This window comes from Pantoea sp. ICBG 828 (assembly GCF_002928355.1).
Classification (GTDB): Bacteria; Pseudomonadota; Gammaproteobacteria; order Enterobacterales; family Enterobacteriaceae; genus Pantoea; species Pantoea dispersa.
In genome coordinates this window covers 24,330-40,002 of the sequence record NZ_POWN01000006.1, presented here as the reverse complement: position 1 = coordinate 40,002, position 15,673 = coordinate 24,330, and the positions used below count along the sequence as shown (strand labels likewise).

General features: G+C 54.6%; 15 protein-coding genes. 1 reads left to right on the top strand and 14 read right to left on the bottom strand.

Annotation, left to right across the window (positions count from 1 at the left end; genetic code table 11):
• Nucleotides 1–6: 6 nt before the first annotated feature.
• From C1Y43_RS15565 to C1Y43_RS23825, 12 genes are all read right to left on the bottom strand, one after another.
• Entirely contained in the window at nucleotides 7–1,236 is a 1,230-nt protein-coding gene (locus C1Y43_RS15565; RefSeq protein WP_072209931.1) for a DUF711 family protein, read from the bottom strand.
• Complete coding sequence (locus tag C1Y43_RS15560) at nucleotides 1,236–1,907, bottom strand: NTP transferase domain-containing protein (RefSeq protein WP_104188839.1); 672 nt, start codon at nucleotides 1,905–1,907, stop codon at nucleotides 1,236–1,238. The genes C1Y43_RS15565 and C1Y43_RS15560 overlap by 1 nt, the downstream gene beginning before the upstream one ends.
• Nucleotides 1,900–2,289: a hypothetical protein gene (locus tag C1Y43_RS15555; protein WP_059012213.1), complete on the bottom strand. Its 390-nt coding sequence runs from the start codon at nucleotides 2,287–2,289 to the stop codon at nucleotides 1,900–1,902. Before C1Y43_RS15555 ends, C1Y43_RS15560 begins: the two co-directional genes overlap by 8 nt.
• Nucleotides 2,286–3,065, bottom strand: coding sequence for an NTP transferase domain-containing protein (locus C1Y43_RS15550; RefSeq protein ID WP_072209734.1), 780 nt, complete (start codon nucleotides 3,063–3,065; stop codon nucleotides 2,286–2,288). The genes C1Y43_RS15555 and C1Y43_RS15550 overlap by 4 nt, the downstream gene beginning before the upstream one ends.
• Nucleotides 3,055–4,905, bottom strand: coding sequence for a glycosyltransferase family 25 protein (locus C1Y43_RS15545; RefSeq protein ID WP_104188837.1), 1,851 nt, complete (start codon nucleotides 4,903–4,905; stop codon nucleotides 3,055–3,057). The genes C1Y43_RS15550 and C1Y43_RS15545 overlap by 11 nt, the downstream gene beginning before the upstream one ends.
• A gap of 294 nt (nucleotides 4,906–5,199) precedes the next feature.
• Complete coding sequence (locus C1Y43_RS15535) at nucleotides 5,200–6,621, bottom strand: EmmdR/YeeO family multidrug/toxin efflux MATE transporter (protein WP_104188835.1); 1,422 nt, start codon at nucleotides 6,619–6,621, stop codon at nucleotides 5,200–5,202.
• A gap of 120 nt (nucleotides 6,622–6,741) precedes the next feature.
• A complete protein-coding gene (locus tag C1Y43_RS15530) occupies nucleotides 6,742–7,491 on the bottom strand; it encodes an ABC transporter ATP-binding protein (protein WP_058771132.1) in 750 nt (249 codons plus the stop codon).
• Complete coding sequence (locus C1Y43_RS15525; protein WP_021509824.1) at nucleotides 7,484–8,359, bottom strand: ABC transporter ATP-binding protein; 876 nt, start codon at nucleotides 8,357–8,359, stop codon at nucleotides 7,484–7,486. Before C1Y43_RS15525 ends, C1Y43_RS15530 begins: the two co-directional genes overlap by 8 nt.
• Nucleotides 8,352–9,635, bottom strand: coding sequence for a high-affinity branched-chain amino acid ABC transporter permease LivM (gene livM / locus C1Y43_RS15520; protein WP_104188833.1), 1,284 nt, complete (start codon nucleotides 9,633–9,635; stop codon nucleotides 8,352–8,354). Before livM ends, C1Y43_RS15525 begins: the two co-directional genes overlap by 8 nt.
• 10 nt (nucleotides 9,636–9,645) lie before the next feature.
• A complete protein-coding gene (locus C1Y43_RS15515; protein ID WP_021509822.1) occupies nucleotides 9,646–10,560 on the bottom strand; it encodes a branched-chain amino acid ABC transporter permease in 915 nt (304 codons plus the stop codon).
• A gap of 81 nt (nucleotides 10,561–10,641) precedes the next feature.
• The gene (locus C1Y43_RS15510; protein ID WP_021509821.1) at nucleotides 10,642–11,700 is read right to left on the bottom strand and encodes a branched-chain amino acid ABC transporter substrate-binding protein; all 1,059 of its coding nucleotides are present in this window, start codon (nucleotides 11,698–11,700) and stop codon (nucleotides 10,642–10,644) included.
• A gap of 162 nt (nucleotides 11,701–11,862) precedes the next feature.
• Nucleotides 11,863–12,024, bottom strand: coding sequence for a hypothetical protein (locus C1Y43_RS23825; protein ID WP_155519940.1), 162 nt, complete (start codon nucleotides 12,022–12,024; stop codon nucleotides 11,863–11,865).
• A 74-nt stretch (nucleotides 12,025–12,098) separates the two neighbouring features.
• Here C1Y43_RS23825 and C1Y43_RS15505 point away from each other — a divergent pair, with 74 nt between their 5' ends.
• Entirely contained in the window at nucleotides 12,099–13,553 is a 1,455-nt protein-coding gene (locus C1Y43_RS15505) for an AMP nucleosidase (protein WP_058771128.1), read from the top strand.
• A gap of 46 nt (nucleotides 13,554–13,599) precedes the next feature.
• On the opposite strand, the gene C1Y43_RS15500 is transcribed toward C1Y43_RS15505, so the two are convergent.
• Nucleotides 13,600–13,896, bottom strand: coding sequence for a hypothetical protein (locus tag C1Y43_RS15500; protein ID WP_058771127.1), 297 nt, complete (start codon nucleotides 13,894–13,896; stop codon nucleotides 13,600–13,602).
• A gap of 338 nt (nucleotides 13,897–14,234) precedes the next feature.
• The gene (locus tag C1Y43_RS15495) at nucleotides 14,235–15,533 is read right to left on the bottom strand and encodes an NCS2 family permease (protein ID WP_021509817.1); all 1,299 of its coding nucleotides are present in this window, start codon (nucleotides 15,531–15,533) and stop codon (nucleotides 14,235–14,237) included.
• Nucleotides 15,534–15,673: the final 140 nt, after the last annotated feature.

The window sequence follows — 15,673 nt, the reverse complement described above, 5'->3', positions numbered from 1 at the left end:
CTGATTTTAGCGATACGTCCAGCGTTCATTATCAGCAGAAAAATCAACATCACTTTTCGCGACACTCATAATGCGGCTGTTGCAGAGGAAGTCATAATTAAAGCGTGTAAATTCATTTACCTCTCCGCCAGGAATAGGTAATAAACGTACACCGAGCGGTTTCGTTAACCGCACCGCGAGTGCAGCCGTATCAAGAATAATCGCGGCTATATCTTCAGGCAGAGTCGAACCTGGCACCGGAAGCATATCTAATCCACAACCACAAACAGTTGACCATGCATTAAGCGTATCAATGCTTAATGCACGACGATTATTGGTACTCGCCAGGGCATCATCTTCCAGTACTGAGAACATGACGCCATTGAAACCCGTTGCGCGAGCACCACTGATTGCGACTGCGCTTTTAATCGCATTCGTCAGAATACTGGTTATAAAGAGTGATCCCTGAACGCCACCAGGACGCGCACCAAGATTTTCAACTAACCTGCCGACAGAAATACTGCCATCCGGAAAAGGCGCCAGTGAGGCATCCAGACCGGCATAGTCAAGCCCTGAATCAGACGCCAGCTCATGACCGAATGCATCAATTTCGCGTAAGCGTGCGCAGAGTCGAAGAATAAACTGGTCAGCAAAGTCCGCCAGCAGCATGTTGCCTTCCCGCACCTGCTCACTCAATTCCAAAGCAATATCGGTAGTTTCGAGGGCAAAACTAAACTTCAGTGTCTCACCTTCATGCCGGGAAAAGGGAAAAAACGGGGCATTTGGTGGACAGCGCAATGAGGCACCCAGGCGAAAATTATCAAAGCCATTATTACTGCGATGTGCTACCTGTAACATGAAACGGGCAACGTCATGGCTGGCTCGAATATTTATACCCTGCTCATCGGCAACCATCAGATTCAGAAACATACGCGGTTGCCTGAAGAGTAAAGCAAACGCGGCATCTAACCGTCCGCGGTAATTATCGCCATGCGTTAAGTCCAGCGGTAAGCAAAACCAACGAATATCAAGTCTTTCAGCCAACGCATTGATTGAATTTATTCGTGCTGGCAGGGTATAAATCTCATCTTCATCACGATCATTCAATGGTGGCAGGGTTAAACGTAATGTTCGCAGTGGCCAACGACGAGACTGGAGTTTATCAATTACTAACGTGCGAAAGTGATGTAAACGTGACTCAGAATGCCCGTCGGAAATAGCGGAGTAAGGCAAGCCCAGCGTAATAGCTCGTATCATTAACCGTGATCCTCCTGCATCAGACGCCAGTAATCTGCCAGCGTATTAATTTCATTAAATGCATGCGCCCCCAGGTCGTGAGCGTAGAGTGCTGTCGTTTTCTGACACGGTAACGTTTGGGCGGCATACAAATTACCATAACGCAGGCATTGCTTATGCCACTGACTCAGGAGTGCCATGTCACTGACTTTAAACAGACCCATAGCCTCAGGGTGCTCTGCGGCGCGTATCGGTCCCAGATACGTCTCCTCCACGATGCCCTGGCGATTAACGTCACAATGAATGGAGGTCAGCATGCGATTATGCCGCTGGTGAGTCAAAACGAGATTTCCCTCAGCGTGATCCATTTCATTGATAAGTTGAGGAGAAAAAAACATATCTCCCGAGACAACATACGTGGGGCTATTAATCTGATTCAGGGCCAGTCCCAGACTCATTGCATTATTAGTCGTTGCCCAGTTGTCATTGATAACGTAATTCAGATCAGGGTAGGACTCCATAATCTGTAACGCACCAAAGCCAATCACTACGGTGATTTTTTTCCCATGAAAGGCATCAATAGCATAGTCGAGAATCGTTTTCCGCGTTTTGGGATGGCGAATTAAAACTTTATTTTTACCATCCAGTTGCAGGCTTCTGCCGGCGGCCAGAATGATGGCATTTTCAACCATGATAGCCTAACTCCTGCAGCGAAAATTGACATACCGGCATGGGTACAACGAAATCATGCTTTACCGTTTTATAAGGGTAGATGTCATTAATTAATGCACGTCTCGCCACTTCCTGCCAGTCAAATTGATGATTTTCGCGCAACGATCTTAATGGCACCGAGGCGTAATCAAATCGTACGACCGGCACTCTTTTTAGTCCCAGACTGAGCGCGACTTCCATACGGTGCTGGCCGTCCAGTACCAGATTATGGTGTAGATCAAGCGCCAGAGGTTTTACCCATACGCCTTCGTGAAGAATTTTATCACGCAACCATTCAACGCGACGTGAACTGAACTTTTCAATATGGCGCAATTTTTGTGGTTCAAAAAACTCTACATTCATTTTAGTGCCTCAAAATTTTCTAATAATAAATGATAATCCGCAACCGCCTGCCGGTAATCGACTTCTTCGTTGAAAGATCTTGCAAACAAATCCGTAATATCTACAGCACGGCAGGGTAAGCAAGAGCGGTGTACAATCCAGGGTGCCATGTAATATTGCTGGGTACTTGTCTGTAAAAACGTCTGCCGCAGGCGTCGATCGTTTTCCACCTGTTCCGGAGAGACACTTAGCAAGCCGACCATTTTCATCCAGCCATCAAATGCGGAGTCGTAATCGGGCACATAGGCAATTTTCTTTATAGCAGGTTCAGCTTTACTGGCTTCGACAATACCGCCAGTAAGGCAAGAGTTGTAATAACCATGGGTGAGCCAAAAACTGTCACTGCCCATTTCAGCTTGCATTAACCGCGGCCATACACGTGGATCCAGCAGAACATCCGTTTCGATAATTGTATAGCCATATTCAGGATGATTAAGCGCGCTGACACCTTTTTCAACGGATAATATGTTGACATCATTTTTATAATTATCATTGTGCGCTAACTTAATATTAGCATCAGCATAATTATCTTTAATCCAGCGTTCTACAACTGATGACTGATGACCGGTAACCAGTACAATTTCACGCTCGCCGCATTTTAACAGCTCAGTCAGCAACGTATCCAGCACGGTGATTTCACCGACCGGCAGCAAGCATTTAGGATAATTCAGGGTCAGATGCCCCATTCTCGTTCCCTGACCAGCAACCAGTAATATTGCGGCGCGTTTAGAAGACATTGTGATGAACTCCAGCGGGCATAAGGGTTTTTTCAATGATTTTTACAATCTCACTGCCTGCGCCCTGCTCTGGCATATGAAGTTCATCACGTAAAACCTGCAGTCGCTTATCACGCATGGGATCCTTGCCTGAAACAAGATTATCAACGAAAGTTTTAATATCTGCGGATTCATTCGCAACGTCATAAGCGTCATAAATAAATTCAGCGCTACTGTTAATACCGAGGCAATTTTCATGAGTCAGGAAAAGGATTGGCTTACGCGAAGGTAAATACTCCAGCAAAAACGATCCTGCATCTGCCATCAGCGCATCTGATTGTGAAAAGGCGTAGCGATAATCTGCAGAAAAATCCCACTCCACATGTGATTTGAGATGAGAGTATTCGCGCAGCATTTGCCAGTTCTGAGCAGTTTCGCTGTGTGTTCCGCGCTCTTTACGAATATCCAGAAATTGTTTAAAAAGCGGATGTGGCCGAATAATCAAATTGACGTCATCACGTTTGATGATATCGAGCATTGCCTGTGTATATAAATTAAACGTAGACCACATCTTTTCATCATCAGGCATGACGAAATGCGGCGCCCATAATAGCGTTGGCTTGCCTTTATTAACTTTGCCATCCGTCTGGACGCCAAAGCGTGATGGATAGTTATCTAGCTTTGGATGTCCGCTAACATAGACGTGATGATTGCCATTTCCGCAATATTTAGCAAACTCATCTTTATGCCGCTGAGAGCGAACGAATACCCACCTGGCAACATTTTGACAGGGAAGATTATACTGATAAACACGGTTTCTCTCACCATCACCCATATCTAATCCATAAGGAATATAGGCGATAGAAATATTGCGTCGATTAAGCGTCAAACTTTGCAGTTCATTGGGACGTGCATCATCATAAGGATTTTGTAAAAAAACCACATGCGGCTTACGCGCCGTAATCTCATACTCGTGATACTCGGTATACCGGATACCCTTATCATTTAATAAATCACGCTGTGCAGTGTAATCCGGTGCTTTTGCGCCCCGACTGAAATAGGGCGCAAGGATAATCTGACAATCAAAATGCGGTTTGGCCTGCATAGCGCGATATACCGACTCAAAGTTAGTCCAGCCGGGGGCCCACTGGAAAAAGATATCCACTTTTATCTTTTCTTCGCCAGGTTGATAGGCTGGCCAGACTATTTCTTCTAATTTTTTAGCGAAATGCGCTCGATAATCAACAGGTTGTTTTTCGATATCACTTTTATCAGCGGCCTGATAGCCCGCATTGGGAAAGATACCCAACCAGCGGTCACGTTTTATCAAACTATTCCAGCGTACATCTAAAGCCCAGCACTGAGGAACGCCACCCGCCAGCAACCCCTGCAAGCTTTCTGCATAATTATCAATGAGGGTGGCGTAGTAATCACCGTTCACAATGTAAGCGCAAGCGCACCATGCATATTGCGGCTTAACAATATAATCCACACTTTTTAACGGCACGACGTTATCATAGTGGGCAGCGAGCAGCGCGACATGCCAGTTGATCTGCTGTAAAGAGGAGAGAAATAGATCAATTCGCTGTTTGGTCTGAATATCATCATGGAAAACCATATCGTCTTCCAGAATCAATACATTTTTCCAGCCGTTTTGCTGAGCCATTTGCAGCACGAGAATATGTGATTTAATACAGCCGATATAGCCTGGCGCTTCTTCAATAGCCTCAAAACGGACAATCTTTTCACGTGGTACGCCAATTGCTTTTAATTGACGAGCGATACGTACCCTGCGATCCTTGCGTTTGTTCAGGTTGATGTATACAACCTTATCTATTGTCTGCCAGTTGACTGCCATCATCTCTACACCCATCGCACTAAGAAAGCTCTCATTTTCAGGACGGCGCAATAAAGACAATTCTTAAGGAAATTAAAAAAATTTTTTAGGTTTACTGGCAAGGCGCACAGTTGTCGCATCACGTTCGAATTCACGAAAGCGCTGAGTTAGGTTGCCAGCGGAAAGGCAGCGGTCAGTCCGAAAATAGCCGTGCGGCTTGAGGCGGGGCCGGGTATGGCAGGCATAGGGTGCGATCTGTTTTTGCTGGCGCAATAACCCGATCACAAAACCCTGTGCCTGTCTTTTTGTGGGGATTCCTCAGCCCTGTGGGCCACTGCTCTTCGCGAGCATTTTGCGGTAATTGTTCAGCCATTTGCCGCTGGTCAAACGCCACCAGAAACAGATACCGCGCACCGTCCAGTCGAGGAACATACCGAGCCAGACGCCAATCACCCCCATGCCCAGCACTATACCCAGCAGATAACCGGCTACCACGCGCGCGCCCCACATACTGAACATCGATACATACATGGTGTACCGTGCGTCGCGCGCGCCTTTTAGCCCGGCCGGCAGTACCCAGGAGGCGGTCCAGATAGGCATAAAGGCGGCATTCAGCCAGATCAGGTGTTTGGTTACCTCAATCACCTGCGGATCGCGGGTGTAGAATCGCGCCAGCGTGCCCGCCAGCGGCACGGTGATAAACGCCAGCGTACATAGCCCAATCATCGCCAGCCAGAATACGTGCTTGATCTGCCGCTCCGCCTGCATCACCTGATTTTTCCCCAGCCGCCTGCCGGTGATAATGGTCGACGCCGAACCCAGCGCGTTGCCCGGCAGGTTGATCAGCGTGGCGATGGAGAAGGCAATGAAGTTACCGGCGATCTCATTGGTGCCCATGCCAGCGACAAAAATCTGCGTCAGCAGTTTGCCGCCGTTAAACAGTACTGATTCGATACTGGCCGGTACGCCAATCCCCAGCACTTCCATCAGGATGTTGCGATCCCAGCGGCGGAAATAGCTGGCCAGCGTGATTTTCAGCGCCGGACTGATGCCGCGATACAGCACGTAAATGGCCGCCGCCGCGCCGATATAGCGTGAAATGGTTAATCCCAGCCCGGCACCGACAAATCCCATCCCTTCCCAGCCGAGCGCACCGTAGATCAGCACGCTACTGATGATGATATTCAGGATATTCATGCCGCCGTTAATCAGCATCGGAATTTTAGTGTTGCCGGCACCGCGTAACGCGCCGCTGCCTATCAGCGCAATCGCCGCCGCCGGATAGCTCCACGCGGAGGTTTGCAGATAACTGAGCGCCAGCTCTTTGACCTGCGGCTCGGCGTTACTGGCAATCACATCAACAATCAGATGCCCCCAGAACTCGATGGCGATGACCAGCACAAACGCCAGCACCGTCATCAATCCCAGCGACTGCCGCGTCGCCGCACGCGCACGCTTGCCGTTGCGTTTGGCCAGGCTGAATGCCACCACCACCGTGGTGCCGAGATCGATGGCGGCAAAAAAGGAGATGATCACCATGTTGAAGCTGTCGGCCAGCCCCACGCCCGCCATCGCCTCTTTGCCCAGCCAGCTCACCAGAAAGGTACTGAGAACCCCCATCAGCATCACGCACAGGTTCTCAATAAAGATGGGCACCGCCAGTGGCGTGATTTCACGCCACAACAGCGTGCGATAAGCACGGCGTTTGGGATACCACGCCGTGTTTCTGATCGCCCGCATTACTGCTACGCCAGGATTTTGCAAGGGAGTACCAAATCACTTTGGTTAAGAAGTAGAGTAATAATGATGATAGGCTGCTAACGATTATGCAAAGTGTTTCCCGTCACCATTTAATCATTATTACAAACTTTTTGCTGACTCCCCGCCCGCGCCGACGCTGCCGCCCAGATAGGCGCTGCGCACCTCTTCGTTGTGCAACAGTTCGCTGCCGCTGCCGCTCAGACGAATTTCGCCATTGACCATCACATAACCGCGATCCGCCAGTTGCAGGGCGTGGCGCGCGTTCTGCTCCACCAGAAACAGCGTCATGCCCTGCTGCGTCAGCTCACGCAGGATGCTGAAAATCTGCTTTACCACCAGCGGGGCCAGCCCGAGGCTGGGTTCATCCAGCAGCAGCAGACGCGGCCGGCTCATCAGCGCGCGGGCGATCGCCAGCATTTGCTGCTCGCCGCCGGAGAGTGTCATTGCCCGCTGTTTCCGCCGCTCCAGCAGGCGTGGAAACAGCGTGTACATGCGTTCTTTATCCTGCTTCATGTAGCGCTCGCCGATGGCGATCGTGCCCATCAGCAGGTTCTCTTCCACTGTCATATCCGGAAAGATGCGCCGTCCTTCCGGCGCCTGGGCAATACCGCTGGCGGCGATAAAATGGGTCGACCGCTGGCTGATGGCTTCTCCGCGCAGCCGAATTTCACCGCTGGCAATGCGCGGCTGACCAAAAATCGACATCAGCAGCGTGGATTTTCCCGCACCGTTGGCTCCAATCAGCGCCACGGTTTCCCCTTCCGCCACGGTCAGCGACACCTGCTTAAGCGCCTGCACCGGGCCGTAAAACACATCCACCTGTTCAAACGCCAGCATTGCTTCAGCCATGCTCGCTCTCCTCTTCCGCGCCGAGATAAGCGGCGATCACCTTCGCATCGTGTCGAATCTGCTGCGGCGTGCCCTGGGCGATCACGTCACCGTGATCCAGTACGACGATGTGATCGGAAATGCGCATCACCATCGGCATATCGTGTTCAATCAACAGCACGCTGATGCGGTGATCGGCGCGCAGCTGATGCAGAATCTGGCTCAGCGCCTCGGTTTCGACCGGATTGAGTCCCGCTGCGGGCTCATCCAGGCAGATCAGCTCCGGCCGGGTGCACATGGCGCGCGCAATCTCCAGCCGGCGCTGCTGGCCGTAAGAGAGCGTACCGGCCAGCCGGTTGGCACTGCTGACCAGATCAACACGCTCCAGCCAGTAAAAAGCGCGATCGAGCGCGCGACTCTCCGCTGCCCGATAGCCGCGGGTATTGAGAATGCCGGCCAGCAGCTGACGGTTGACCTGCATATGCTGCGCCACCAGCAGGTTCTCCACCACCGACATCTCGCGAAACAGGCGGATGTTCTGAAAGGTGCGCGCCAGACCGGCGCGGTTGACCAGATGTGCGCCGCCAAACATCTTGTACCAGATACGCGAGCCCAGCCGCGCCGGCCGCAGCCAGTCACCCGGCTGAATCTTCTGGCCCAGCACCTGAATCACATCGGTGCTGCGCTGATGGGCATTGAGCACGATGCGCCCGCCGCTGGCGCGATAAAATCCCGTCAGGCAGTTAAATACCGTGGTTTTGCCCGCGCCGTTGGGGCCAATCAGCGCGGTGACCGAGCCGCGCTCCACGCGCAGACTGACATCATTCAGCGCTTTGATGCCGCCAAAGCGCATCATCAGGTTATCAACCTGCAGGATGGCATCACTCATGGCGTACTCCTTTTCTCAGCGGCACACCGACGCGTGCGGTGCGCACCAGGCCGCGCGGACGCCAGATCATCATCAGCACCATTAACATGCCAAACAGCAGCACGCGGTACTCGGCAAAGCTGCGCAGCAGTTCGGGCGCCACCGTCAGCACAAACGCGGCCAGCACTACGCCGAGCGTCGAGCCCATCCCGCCCAGCACCACGATAGCCAGAATCAGCGCGGACTCAAAAAAGGTAAACGAGGTGGGATTAACGAACCCCTGGTAACTGGCAAAAAACACCCCGGCAATACCGGCGGTTGAGGCGCCGAGCATAAAGGCCGACAGCTTCACCAGCACGTGATTCAGCCCCATGGCGCGACAGGCGATTTCATCTTCACGCAACGCTTCCCACGCCCGGCCAATCGGCATGCGCGTCAGCCGGTGCTTGATAAACAGCACCAGCAGCACCACCATTACCAGCACCACGTAGATAAAGATGAACTTCATGTTGGGGTTGTAATCGAGATGCAGAAACTGGTGGTACGGTATGCCGCCCTCTTTTGCCCGGCGGGCGAATTCAAGGCCGAGAAAGGTCGGTGACGGCACCGAGACGCCGTTCGGCCCCCCGGTGAACGACAGCCAGTTATTCAGCACCAGCCGGATAATTTCACCGAAGCCGAGCGTGACGATGGCCAGATAGTCACCGTGCATGCGCAGCACCGGAAAGCCAAGCAGCGCACCGGCCAATGCCGCCAGCAGCGCAGCGATGGGGATCATGCTCCAGAAACCCAGCCCGAGATACTGATAGCCCAGCGCCAGCCCGTAAGCACCAATGGCGTAAAATGCCACATAGCCCAGATCGAGCAGCCCGGCGAGGCCGACCACGATATTGAGCCCGAGACCCAACAGCACGTAGATCAGCCCGAGAATCGCCACCGTCAGCAGATACTTGCTGGAGAGAAACGGAAACGCCAGGGCCACAACCAGCAGCAGCGGTATTATCCAGCGCAGGCGCGAGCGGTACCCGGGTTCACGCACGTATACGCCGTCATCGTTACCCTCAAACTTGCGCAGAAAACGGCGCCCCACGGCGGTATGCAGAAACAGCCCCAGCAGCAAACGTCCTGCCATCACCACCGCCACCAGCAGCGCCACGCGCAGCGGCGACAGCGTAAAACTGTAGCCGCTGAGTACCACGCCCACTACCGGGCCGAACACCACCAGCGCGACGGCACCGGCCAGCAGCGTGTCGAGCAGCACCTGACGGATGCCGCTTGTTTGCGTCATTGCATTCATTCTGGCTTCCTCACACTTTGGCGACCAGCGGCCGGCCCAGCAGTCCCTGCGGACGGAAGATTAAAATCACCACCAGCAGCGAAAACGAGAACACATCTTTGTAATCAGAGTTCACCAGCCCGGCGAACTGCGCTTCGGCCACGCCCAGCAGCAAACCGCCCAGCATCGCGCCGGGCAGCGAACCGATGCCCCCCAGCACCGCCGCGGTGAAGGCTTTGATGCCGATAATGAAGCCGGCGTAGAAATCAAACGTGCCGTAGTTCATGGTAACCAGCACCCCGGCCAGCCCGGCCATCGCCGCGCCGATGACAAACACCAGCGAAATCACCCGGTCGGTATTGATACCGAGAATCGACGCCATGCGCCGATCCTGCTGGACCGCACGGCAGATACGGCCCAGTTTGGTGTACTGGATAATCCAGGTCAGCAGCGCCATCCCGCACAGCGCTGCCACCAGGATAAACACTTTGGTCCAGGTGATTTGCACCACGCCGCCGTCGATCTCCATACGCAGCACGCCACTGAGCAAGGTGGGAATGCCCTGCTGATTCGGTCCCTGACTAAGCTGCACATAGTTTTGCAGGATCAGCGACATGCCAATGGCAGAGATCAGCGGTGCCAGCCGGGTGGAATTGCGCAGCGGGCGATAGGCAATGCGCTCAATGGCCCAGCCGTAAGCGGCGGTGACCACGATAGTGAACAACAGCGTGCCAAAGATCAGCAGTGGAAAGGAGTGAATGCCAAAGTAGCTGAGCAGCGCCAGCCCGATCGCACACAGATAGGCGGAGATCATGTACACCTCGCCGTGGGCGAAGTTGATCATGCCGATAATGCCGTAAACCATGGTGTAGCCGATGGCGATCAGCCCGTAGACCGCGCCCAGCGTCAGGCCGTTAATCAGCTGCTGTATAAAGAAGGCGTCCATATTGTCTCTCGCAGGTGGAAGGCGTGCACAGGACACGCTCAGATGCGAACGGCCCCGCTGCGCGCGGGGCCGCAGAGCGAATTACAGCTGGTGATATTTGCCTTTGTCATCCCACTGATAGACCACGTAATCCGAGACTTTAAGGTCGCCTTTTTCGTCCCACGCCTTCTTGCCCATCACGGTGTCAACGCTGTTGGCCTTCAGCCAGTCGCTGGCTTTGGCATTGTCTTTACCTGCCGCTTTGTAGGCGGCGGCCAGAGCCTGAATGGAGGCGTAGGCGTACAGCGTATACCCTTCCGGCTCAAAACCGCTGGCGCGGAATTTTTCAATCACCGCTTTGCCATCCGCGATGGTGCGCGGGTCATTGCCGAAGGTCATGTACACGCCTTTAGTGAACTGCGGACCGCCGGCGGCAGTCACCAGTTCTTCCGTCACGATGCAGTCGCCGGAGAAGAAGGCCGCATTAACGCCCTGCTCGCGCATCTGCCGCACCAGCGGCCCCGCCTCCGGATGGCAGCCACCGAAATAGACCACATCCGGTTTCACCGCGCCGATTTTGGTGACCAGCGCGTTAAAGTCTTTTTCACCGCGCGACAGCCCCTCATACAGCACCTCTTTGACGCCGCGTTTCTCCAGCGCCGCTTTGGTGGCATCCGCCAGCCCCTGACCGTAGGTGTCTTTGTCGTGGATCACCGCCACTTTCTTCGCTTTCAGCGTATCGAGAATATAGTTCGCGGCGATAGTTCCCTGCTGGTCATCACGCCCGCACATGCGGAACAGGGTTTTCATGCCGCGCTCGGTGATTTGTGGATTGGTTGAACCGGGCGTAATCGCCAGTACGCCCGCCTCGTCATACACCTCTGAGGCTGGCATGGTCGAGGATGAGCAGAAATGGCCCACCACCGCCATCACTTTGTCCTGATCCACCAGCCGGTTGGCAACGGCCACCGCCTGCTTGGGTTCGCAGGCGTCATCGCCCTGCACCAGCACAATTTTTTCACCGTTTATGCCGCCCGCAGCGTTAATGTCCGCCGCGGCCTGGCTGGCGCCCTTCCAGTATTGCGTACCGTACGTAGCATTCGGTCCGGTAAACGGACCGGCCACGCCAATCTTTATGTCAGCCTGCGCGTAGAACGCCATGCTTAAACAACCTGCCATCACCACCTTCAATGGGTGTTTTATGAATTTCAAAGACATGCTTTCAATCCTCAACGGGTCAGGAACGGAGCCATACCACGGCCTGGGAGAAATCAATCTGAAACACTTCGAGAGCAGTGTGGTCTGTGCGACCACGGTTGAAATTTAAGCAAAAAGCTCGCCAGAGAAGACAATCGGTGACAATTTTTTTGCAGCGGCATCGCAGCCGGGCGGAAAACGTGCGATGTGGCCTCCCTGCACCTGATAAACATAGCCAGCCTTTTGCCGCCTACCAGCACCGTGATGGTGCAGAATGCGGTCGATCACAGATTCTTCATCGTGATGAGAGGTTTATCCGCTATGCTCTGGTCAAATCGGTCCAAATTGCTGAAGGAGAATCTATGAATACGCAACGGAACGGATTGACCACCGAACAGGCGCTGGATCAACTGGAGCGTCTGTATGACGACGCGGTTGAAGCGCTGCGCAACTCCATTCGCACGTTCACTGCCAGCGGCACACTGCCGGACGCCGGGCTGCGCCAGCAGGGGCTGTTTGTCTATCCGGAGCTGCGCATCACCTGGCAGGGTGAAGGCCCGCAGCAAAATCGCACCCGCGCCTGGGGACGTTTTACCCACACCGGTCGCTACAGCACCACCATCACGCGCCCGGCGCTGCTGCGTCACTATCTCAGCGAACAGCTGCAGATGATCGAAAAAGAGTACGACGTGCTGATTGAGGTGGGTCCGTCACAGCAGGAAATCCCTTATCCCTATGTGATTGATGGCTCCGACCTGTCGCTGGACCGCTCCATGAGCGCCAGTATTGCGCGCCATTTCCCGACGACCGAACTGTCGCAGATTGGCGATGAAACCGCTGATGGCCTGTTCAACGCCGACGCGCTGTTCCCGCTGTCGCATTTCGACGCGCTGCGCACCGATTTCTCCCTGGCGCGCCTGCGTCACTACACCGGCACCGCGGTAGAACACTTCCAGCCGTTTGTACTGTTCACTAACTACACGCGCTACGTCGATGAGTTCGTGCGCTGGGCGATTGAGCAGGTGCAGGACCCCAGCACGCCTTACGACAGTCTCGCCTGCGCCGGCGATGTGGTGATCACGGCGGAAACGCAGGACCCAACGGCGATGATGTCGGATCTGGCGTGGAAGAAGCATCAGATGCCCGCCTGGCATTTAACCTCGCCCAATCGTCGCGGCATCACGCTGGTGAATATTGGCGTCGGTCCGTCGAACGCCAAAACCATCTGCGACCACCTCGCGGTGGTGCGCCCACATGCGTGGCTGATGATTGGTCACTGCGGTGGCCTGCGTGAAAGCCAGAGCATCGGCGATTACGTGCTAGCGCACGCCTATCTGCGTGACGACCACGTGCTGGACAGCGTATTACCACCGGATATCCCGATCCCGAGCATTGCGGAGGTGCAGCGTGCCCTGTACGACGCCACCAAAGCAGTCAGCGGTATGCCCGGCGAAGAGGTGAAGCAGCGCCTGCGCACCGGTACGGTCGTCACCACGGACGACCGCAACTGGGAGCTGCGCTACTCCGCATCTGCGTTACGCTTCAACCTGAGCCGCGCGGTGGCGGTGGATATGGAGAGCGCCACCATTGCCGCACAGGGTTATCGTTTCCGCGTACCGTACGGCACCCTGCTGTGCGTCTCGGATAAACCGCTGCACGGTGAAATCAAACTGCCCGGCCAGGCCAACCGTTTCTATGAGGGCGCCATCTCGGAACATCTGCAGATTGGCATCTGCGCCGTTGAGCTGCTGCGCGCCGAGGGTGACAAACTGCACTCCAGGAAACTACGCACCTTCAACGAACCGCCCTTCCGCTAAACCCGCTGTTCCGGCCCATGGACGGGCCGGATTTCTGCTGACAACCTTAAATTTTCAGCACCGCCACTTTTACAAACCATGCCAGTACGGCGAGGAGAGCCGGTAACATGAGTGTCCAGATCAGTCTGTCATTTAACCGTTCGAACTTTTTATCGATACGCTTCTCCACCTGACCGATCTCATTCATCAGTTGATTGCACATCAGCCCCTGTTCGGTACGCACGCGTTCCACGTCCGCTCTGGTGGCAAGGTTTTCAAAACGCGCGGTCAGGACCGCAACATCCTGCTGTAACAGCCGGGTGGTGTTCGCCAGCTGTTCCACGTGTTGGGTTAATCGTACCATTAGCGGTGCTCCCTGATTTCTTAACGCCGGAAGGCGAGGCGGCAACCGATGCGGCAGCGTGCAAACGGGATAATCCATTATCTTGTCCTTCTTCAGCAACCTTGTGTCATCGCCTCACTCCACCGCTATTTAAGCAGAGCGGCAGCGATTAAACATTCCACGATCCCGCCACTGCAGGCAAAAAATTTGCGCATGGCAGAATTTACGGAAAAACAGTAAACATCAGGCCTGAAAGAGAAAAGTGGGTACGGGCAGGAATTGCGAGACATCACGCAAACAATCATTGCGCGCATGTAACAACTTACACGGAAGCCCGGGCGGGCTTCCGTTACACAGCATCAGGCACTCAGCCAGCCGAGTTTAATCACAAACAGAATCGACAGAATCACCAGCGCCGCATTGACCTCTTTGGTGCGGCCACTCAGCAGTTTCACCACCGTCCAGGTAATAAAACCAAAGGCGATACCATTAGCGATTGAGTAAGTCAGCGGCATGGTCAGCGCGGTCACGGTGACCGGTGCCGCCGTGGTGACATCTTTCCAGTCAATTTCTGCCAGACCGGAAGCCATCAGCACCGCGACGAACAGCAGCGCTGGTGCCGTGGCGTAGACCGGCACGCTACCCGCCAGTGGCGAGAAGAACAGGCTGAGCAGGAACAGAATGGCGACCACAATCGCCGTCAGACCGGTACGGCCGCCGGCGCTGACGCCCGCAGCGGACTCCACATAGCTGGTGGTGGTTGAGGTACCCAGCAGTGAACCGAACAGTGCAGCGGCGCTATCGGCGATCAGCGCACGGCCCATTTTCGGCACGTTGCCCTGCTCATCGGCCAGACCGGCGCGTTTCGTCACGCCCAGCAGCGTGCCGGTGTTATCAAACACGTCGACAAACAGGAACGCAAAGATCACGCTCACCAGGCCAACGTTGAACGCGCCGGCGATATCCAGCTGCATAAAGGTCGGCGCAATCGACGGCGGCGCAGAGAACACGCCCGCGAACGGCGTCAGGCCAATGCCCATCGAGATAAAGGTAACAACCAGAATGCCGATCAGTACGGCTCCGGTGACGCGACGCGCTTCCAGCACCACAATGATAAAGAAGCCAAGCAGCGCCAGCAGCGGACCCGGTTTGGTCAGGTCGCCCAGACCGACCAGCGTAGCCGGGTTATCCACCACGATGCCCGCTCCTTCCAGCGCAATCAGTGCGAGGAACAGGCCAATGCCTGCTGCAATCCCGGCACGCAGCGGCAGCGGAATGCTGGCGATAATCCATTCGCGAATTTTAAAAATCGACAGCGCAAAGAAGATCACCGCCGAAAGGAACACCGCACCCAGCGCGATCTGCCAGGTGTAGCCCATATGCAGCACCACGGTGTAGGTGAAGAAGGCGTTCAGGCCCATGCCCGGTGCCAGCGCGATCGGATAGTTGGCGATCAGGCCCATCAGAATCGAACCGATGGCTGCAGCCAGACAAGTGGCAACAAACACCGAGCCTTTATCCATACCGGTCGCCCCGAGGATGCTGGGGTTCACAAACAGGATGTAGGCCATTGCCAGAAAGGTCGTGATACCGGCAATGATTTCGGTGCGCACCGTGGTGTGGTGAGCTTTTAACTTAAAAAGTTTTTCTAACATCATCATCTCTCATCAGCGGAGACGGCCCGCAGGCCTGCTCTCTCTTGCCAAGGCGTTTTCCCGCTATTCCGCGCGTGGTGGCTAAGCTGACGCGGAAAAAGTGAGGAAAATTATTTTTTTATGTCGGCGTTTTGCCACCGCTG

What these genes read in the sequence shown, in the direction of transcription:
- C1Y43_RS15565 (WP_072209931.1), bottom strand. Translation starts at nt 1,236, where the DNA reads ATGATACGAGCTATTACGCTGGGCTTGCCTTACTCCGCTATTTCCGAC.
- C1Y43_RS15560 (WP_104188839.1), bottom strand. Translation starts at nt 1,907, where the DNA reads ATGGTTGAAAATGCCATCATTCTGGCCGCCGGCAGAAGCCTGCAACTG.
- C1Y43_RS15555 (WP_059012213.1), bottom strand. Translation starts at nt 2,289, where the DNA reads ATGAATGTAGAGTTTTTTGAACCACAAAAATTGCGCCATATTGAAAAG.
- C1Y43_RS15550 (WP_072209734.1), bottom strand. Translation starts at nt 3,065, where the DNA reads ATGTCTTCTAAACGCGCCGCAATATTACTGGTTGCTGGTCAGGGAACG.
- C1Y43_RS15545 (WP_104188837.1), bottom strand. Translation starts at nt 4,905, where the DNA reads ATGATGGCAGTCAACTGGCAGACAATAGATAAGGTTGTATACATCAAC.
- C1Y43_RS15535 (WP_104188835.1), bottom strand. Translation starts at nt 6,621, where the DNA reads ATGCGGGCGATCAGAAACACGGCGTGGTATCCCAAACGCCGTGCTTAT.
- C1Y43_RS15530 (WP_058771132.1), bottom strand. Translation starts at nt 7,491, where the DNA reads ATGGCTGAAGCAATGCTGGCGTTTGAACAGGTGGATGTGTTTTACGGC.
- C1Y43_RS15525 (WP_021509824.1), bottom strand. Translation starts at nt 8,359, where the DNA reads ATGAGTGATGCCATCCTGCAGGTTGATAACCTGATGATGCGCTTTGGC.
- livM (WP_104188833.1), bottom strand. Translation starts at nt 9,635, where the DNA reads ATGAATGCAATGACGCAAACAAGCGGCATCCGTCAGGTGCTGCTCGAC.
- C1Y43_RS15515 (WP_021509822.1), bottom strand. Translation starts at nt 10,560, where the DNA reads ATGGACGCCTTCTTTATACAGCAGCTGATTAACGGCCTGACGCTGGGC.
- C1Y43_RS15510 (WP_021509821.1), bottom strand. Translation starts at nt 11,700, where the DNA reads ATGGCGTTCTACGCGCAGGCTGACATAAAGATTGGCGTGGCCGGTCCG.
- C1Y43_RS15505 (WP_058771128.1), top strand. Translation starts at nt 12,099, where the DNA reads ATGAATACGCAACGGAACGGATTGACCACCGAACAGGCGCTGGATCAA.
- C1Y43_RS15500 (WP_058771127.1), bottom strand. Translation starts at nt 13,896, where the DNA reads ATGGTACGATTAACCCAACACGTGGAACAGCTGGCGAACACCACCCGG.
- C1Y43_RS15495 (WP_021509817.1), bottom strand. Translation starts at nt 15,533, where the DNA reads ATGATGTTAGAAAAACTTTTTAAGTTAAAAGCTCACCACACCACGGTG.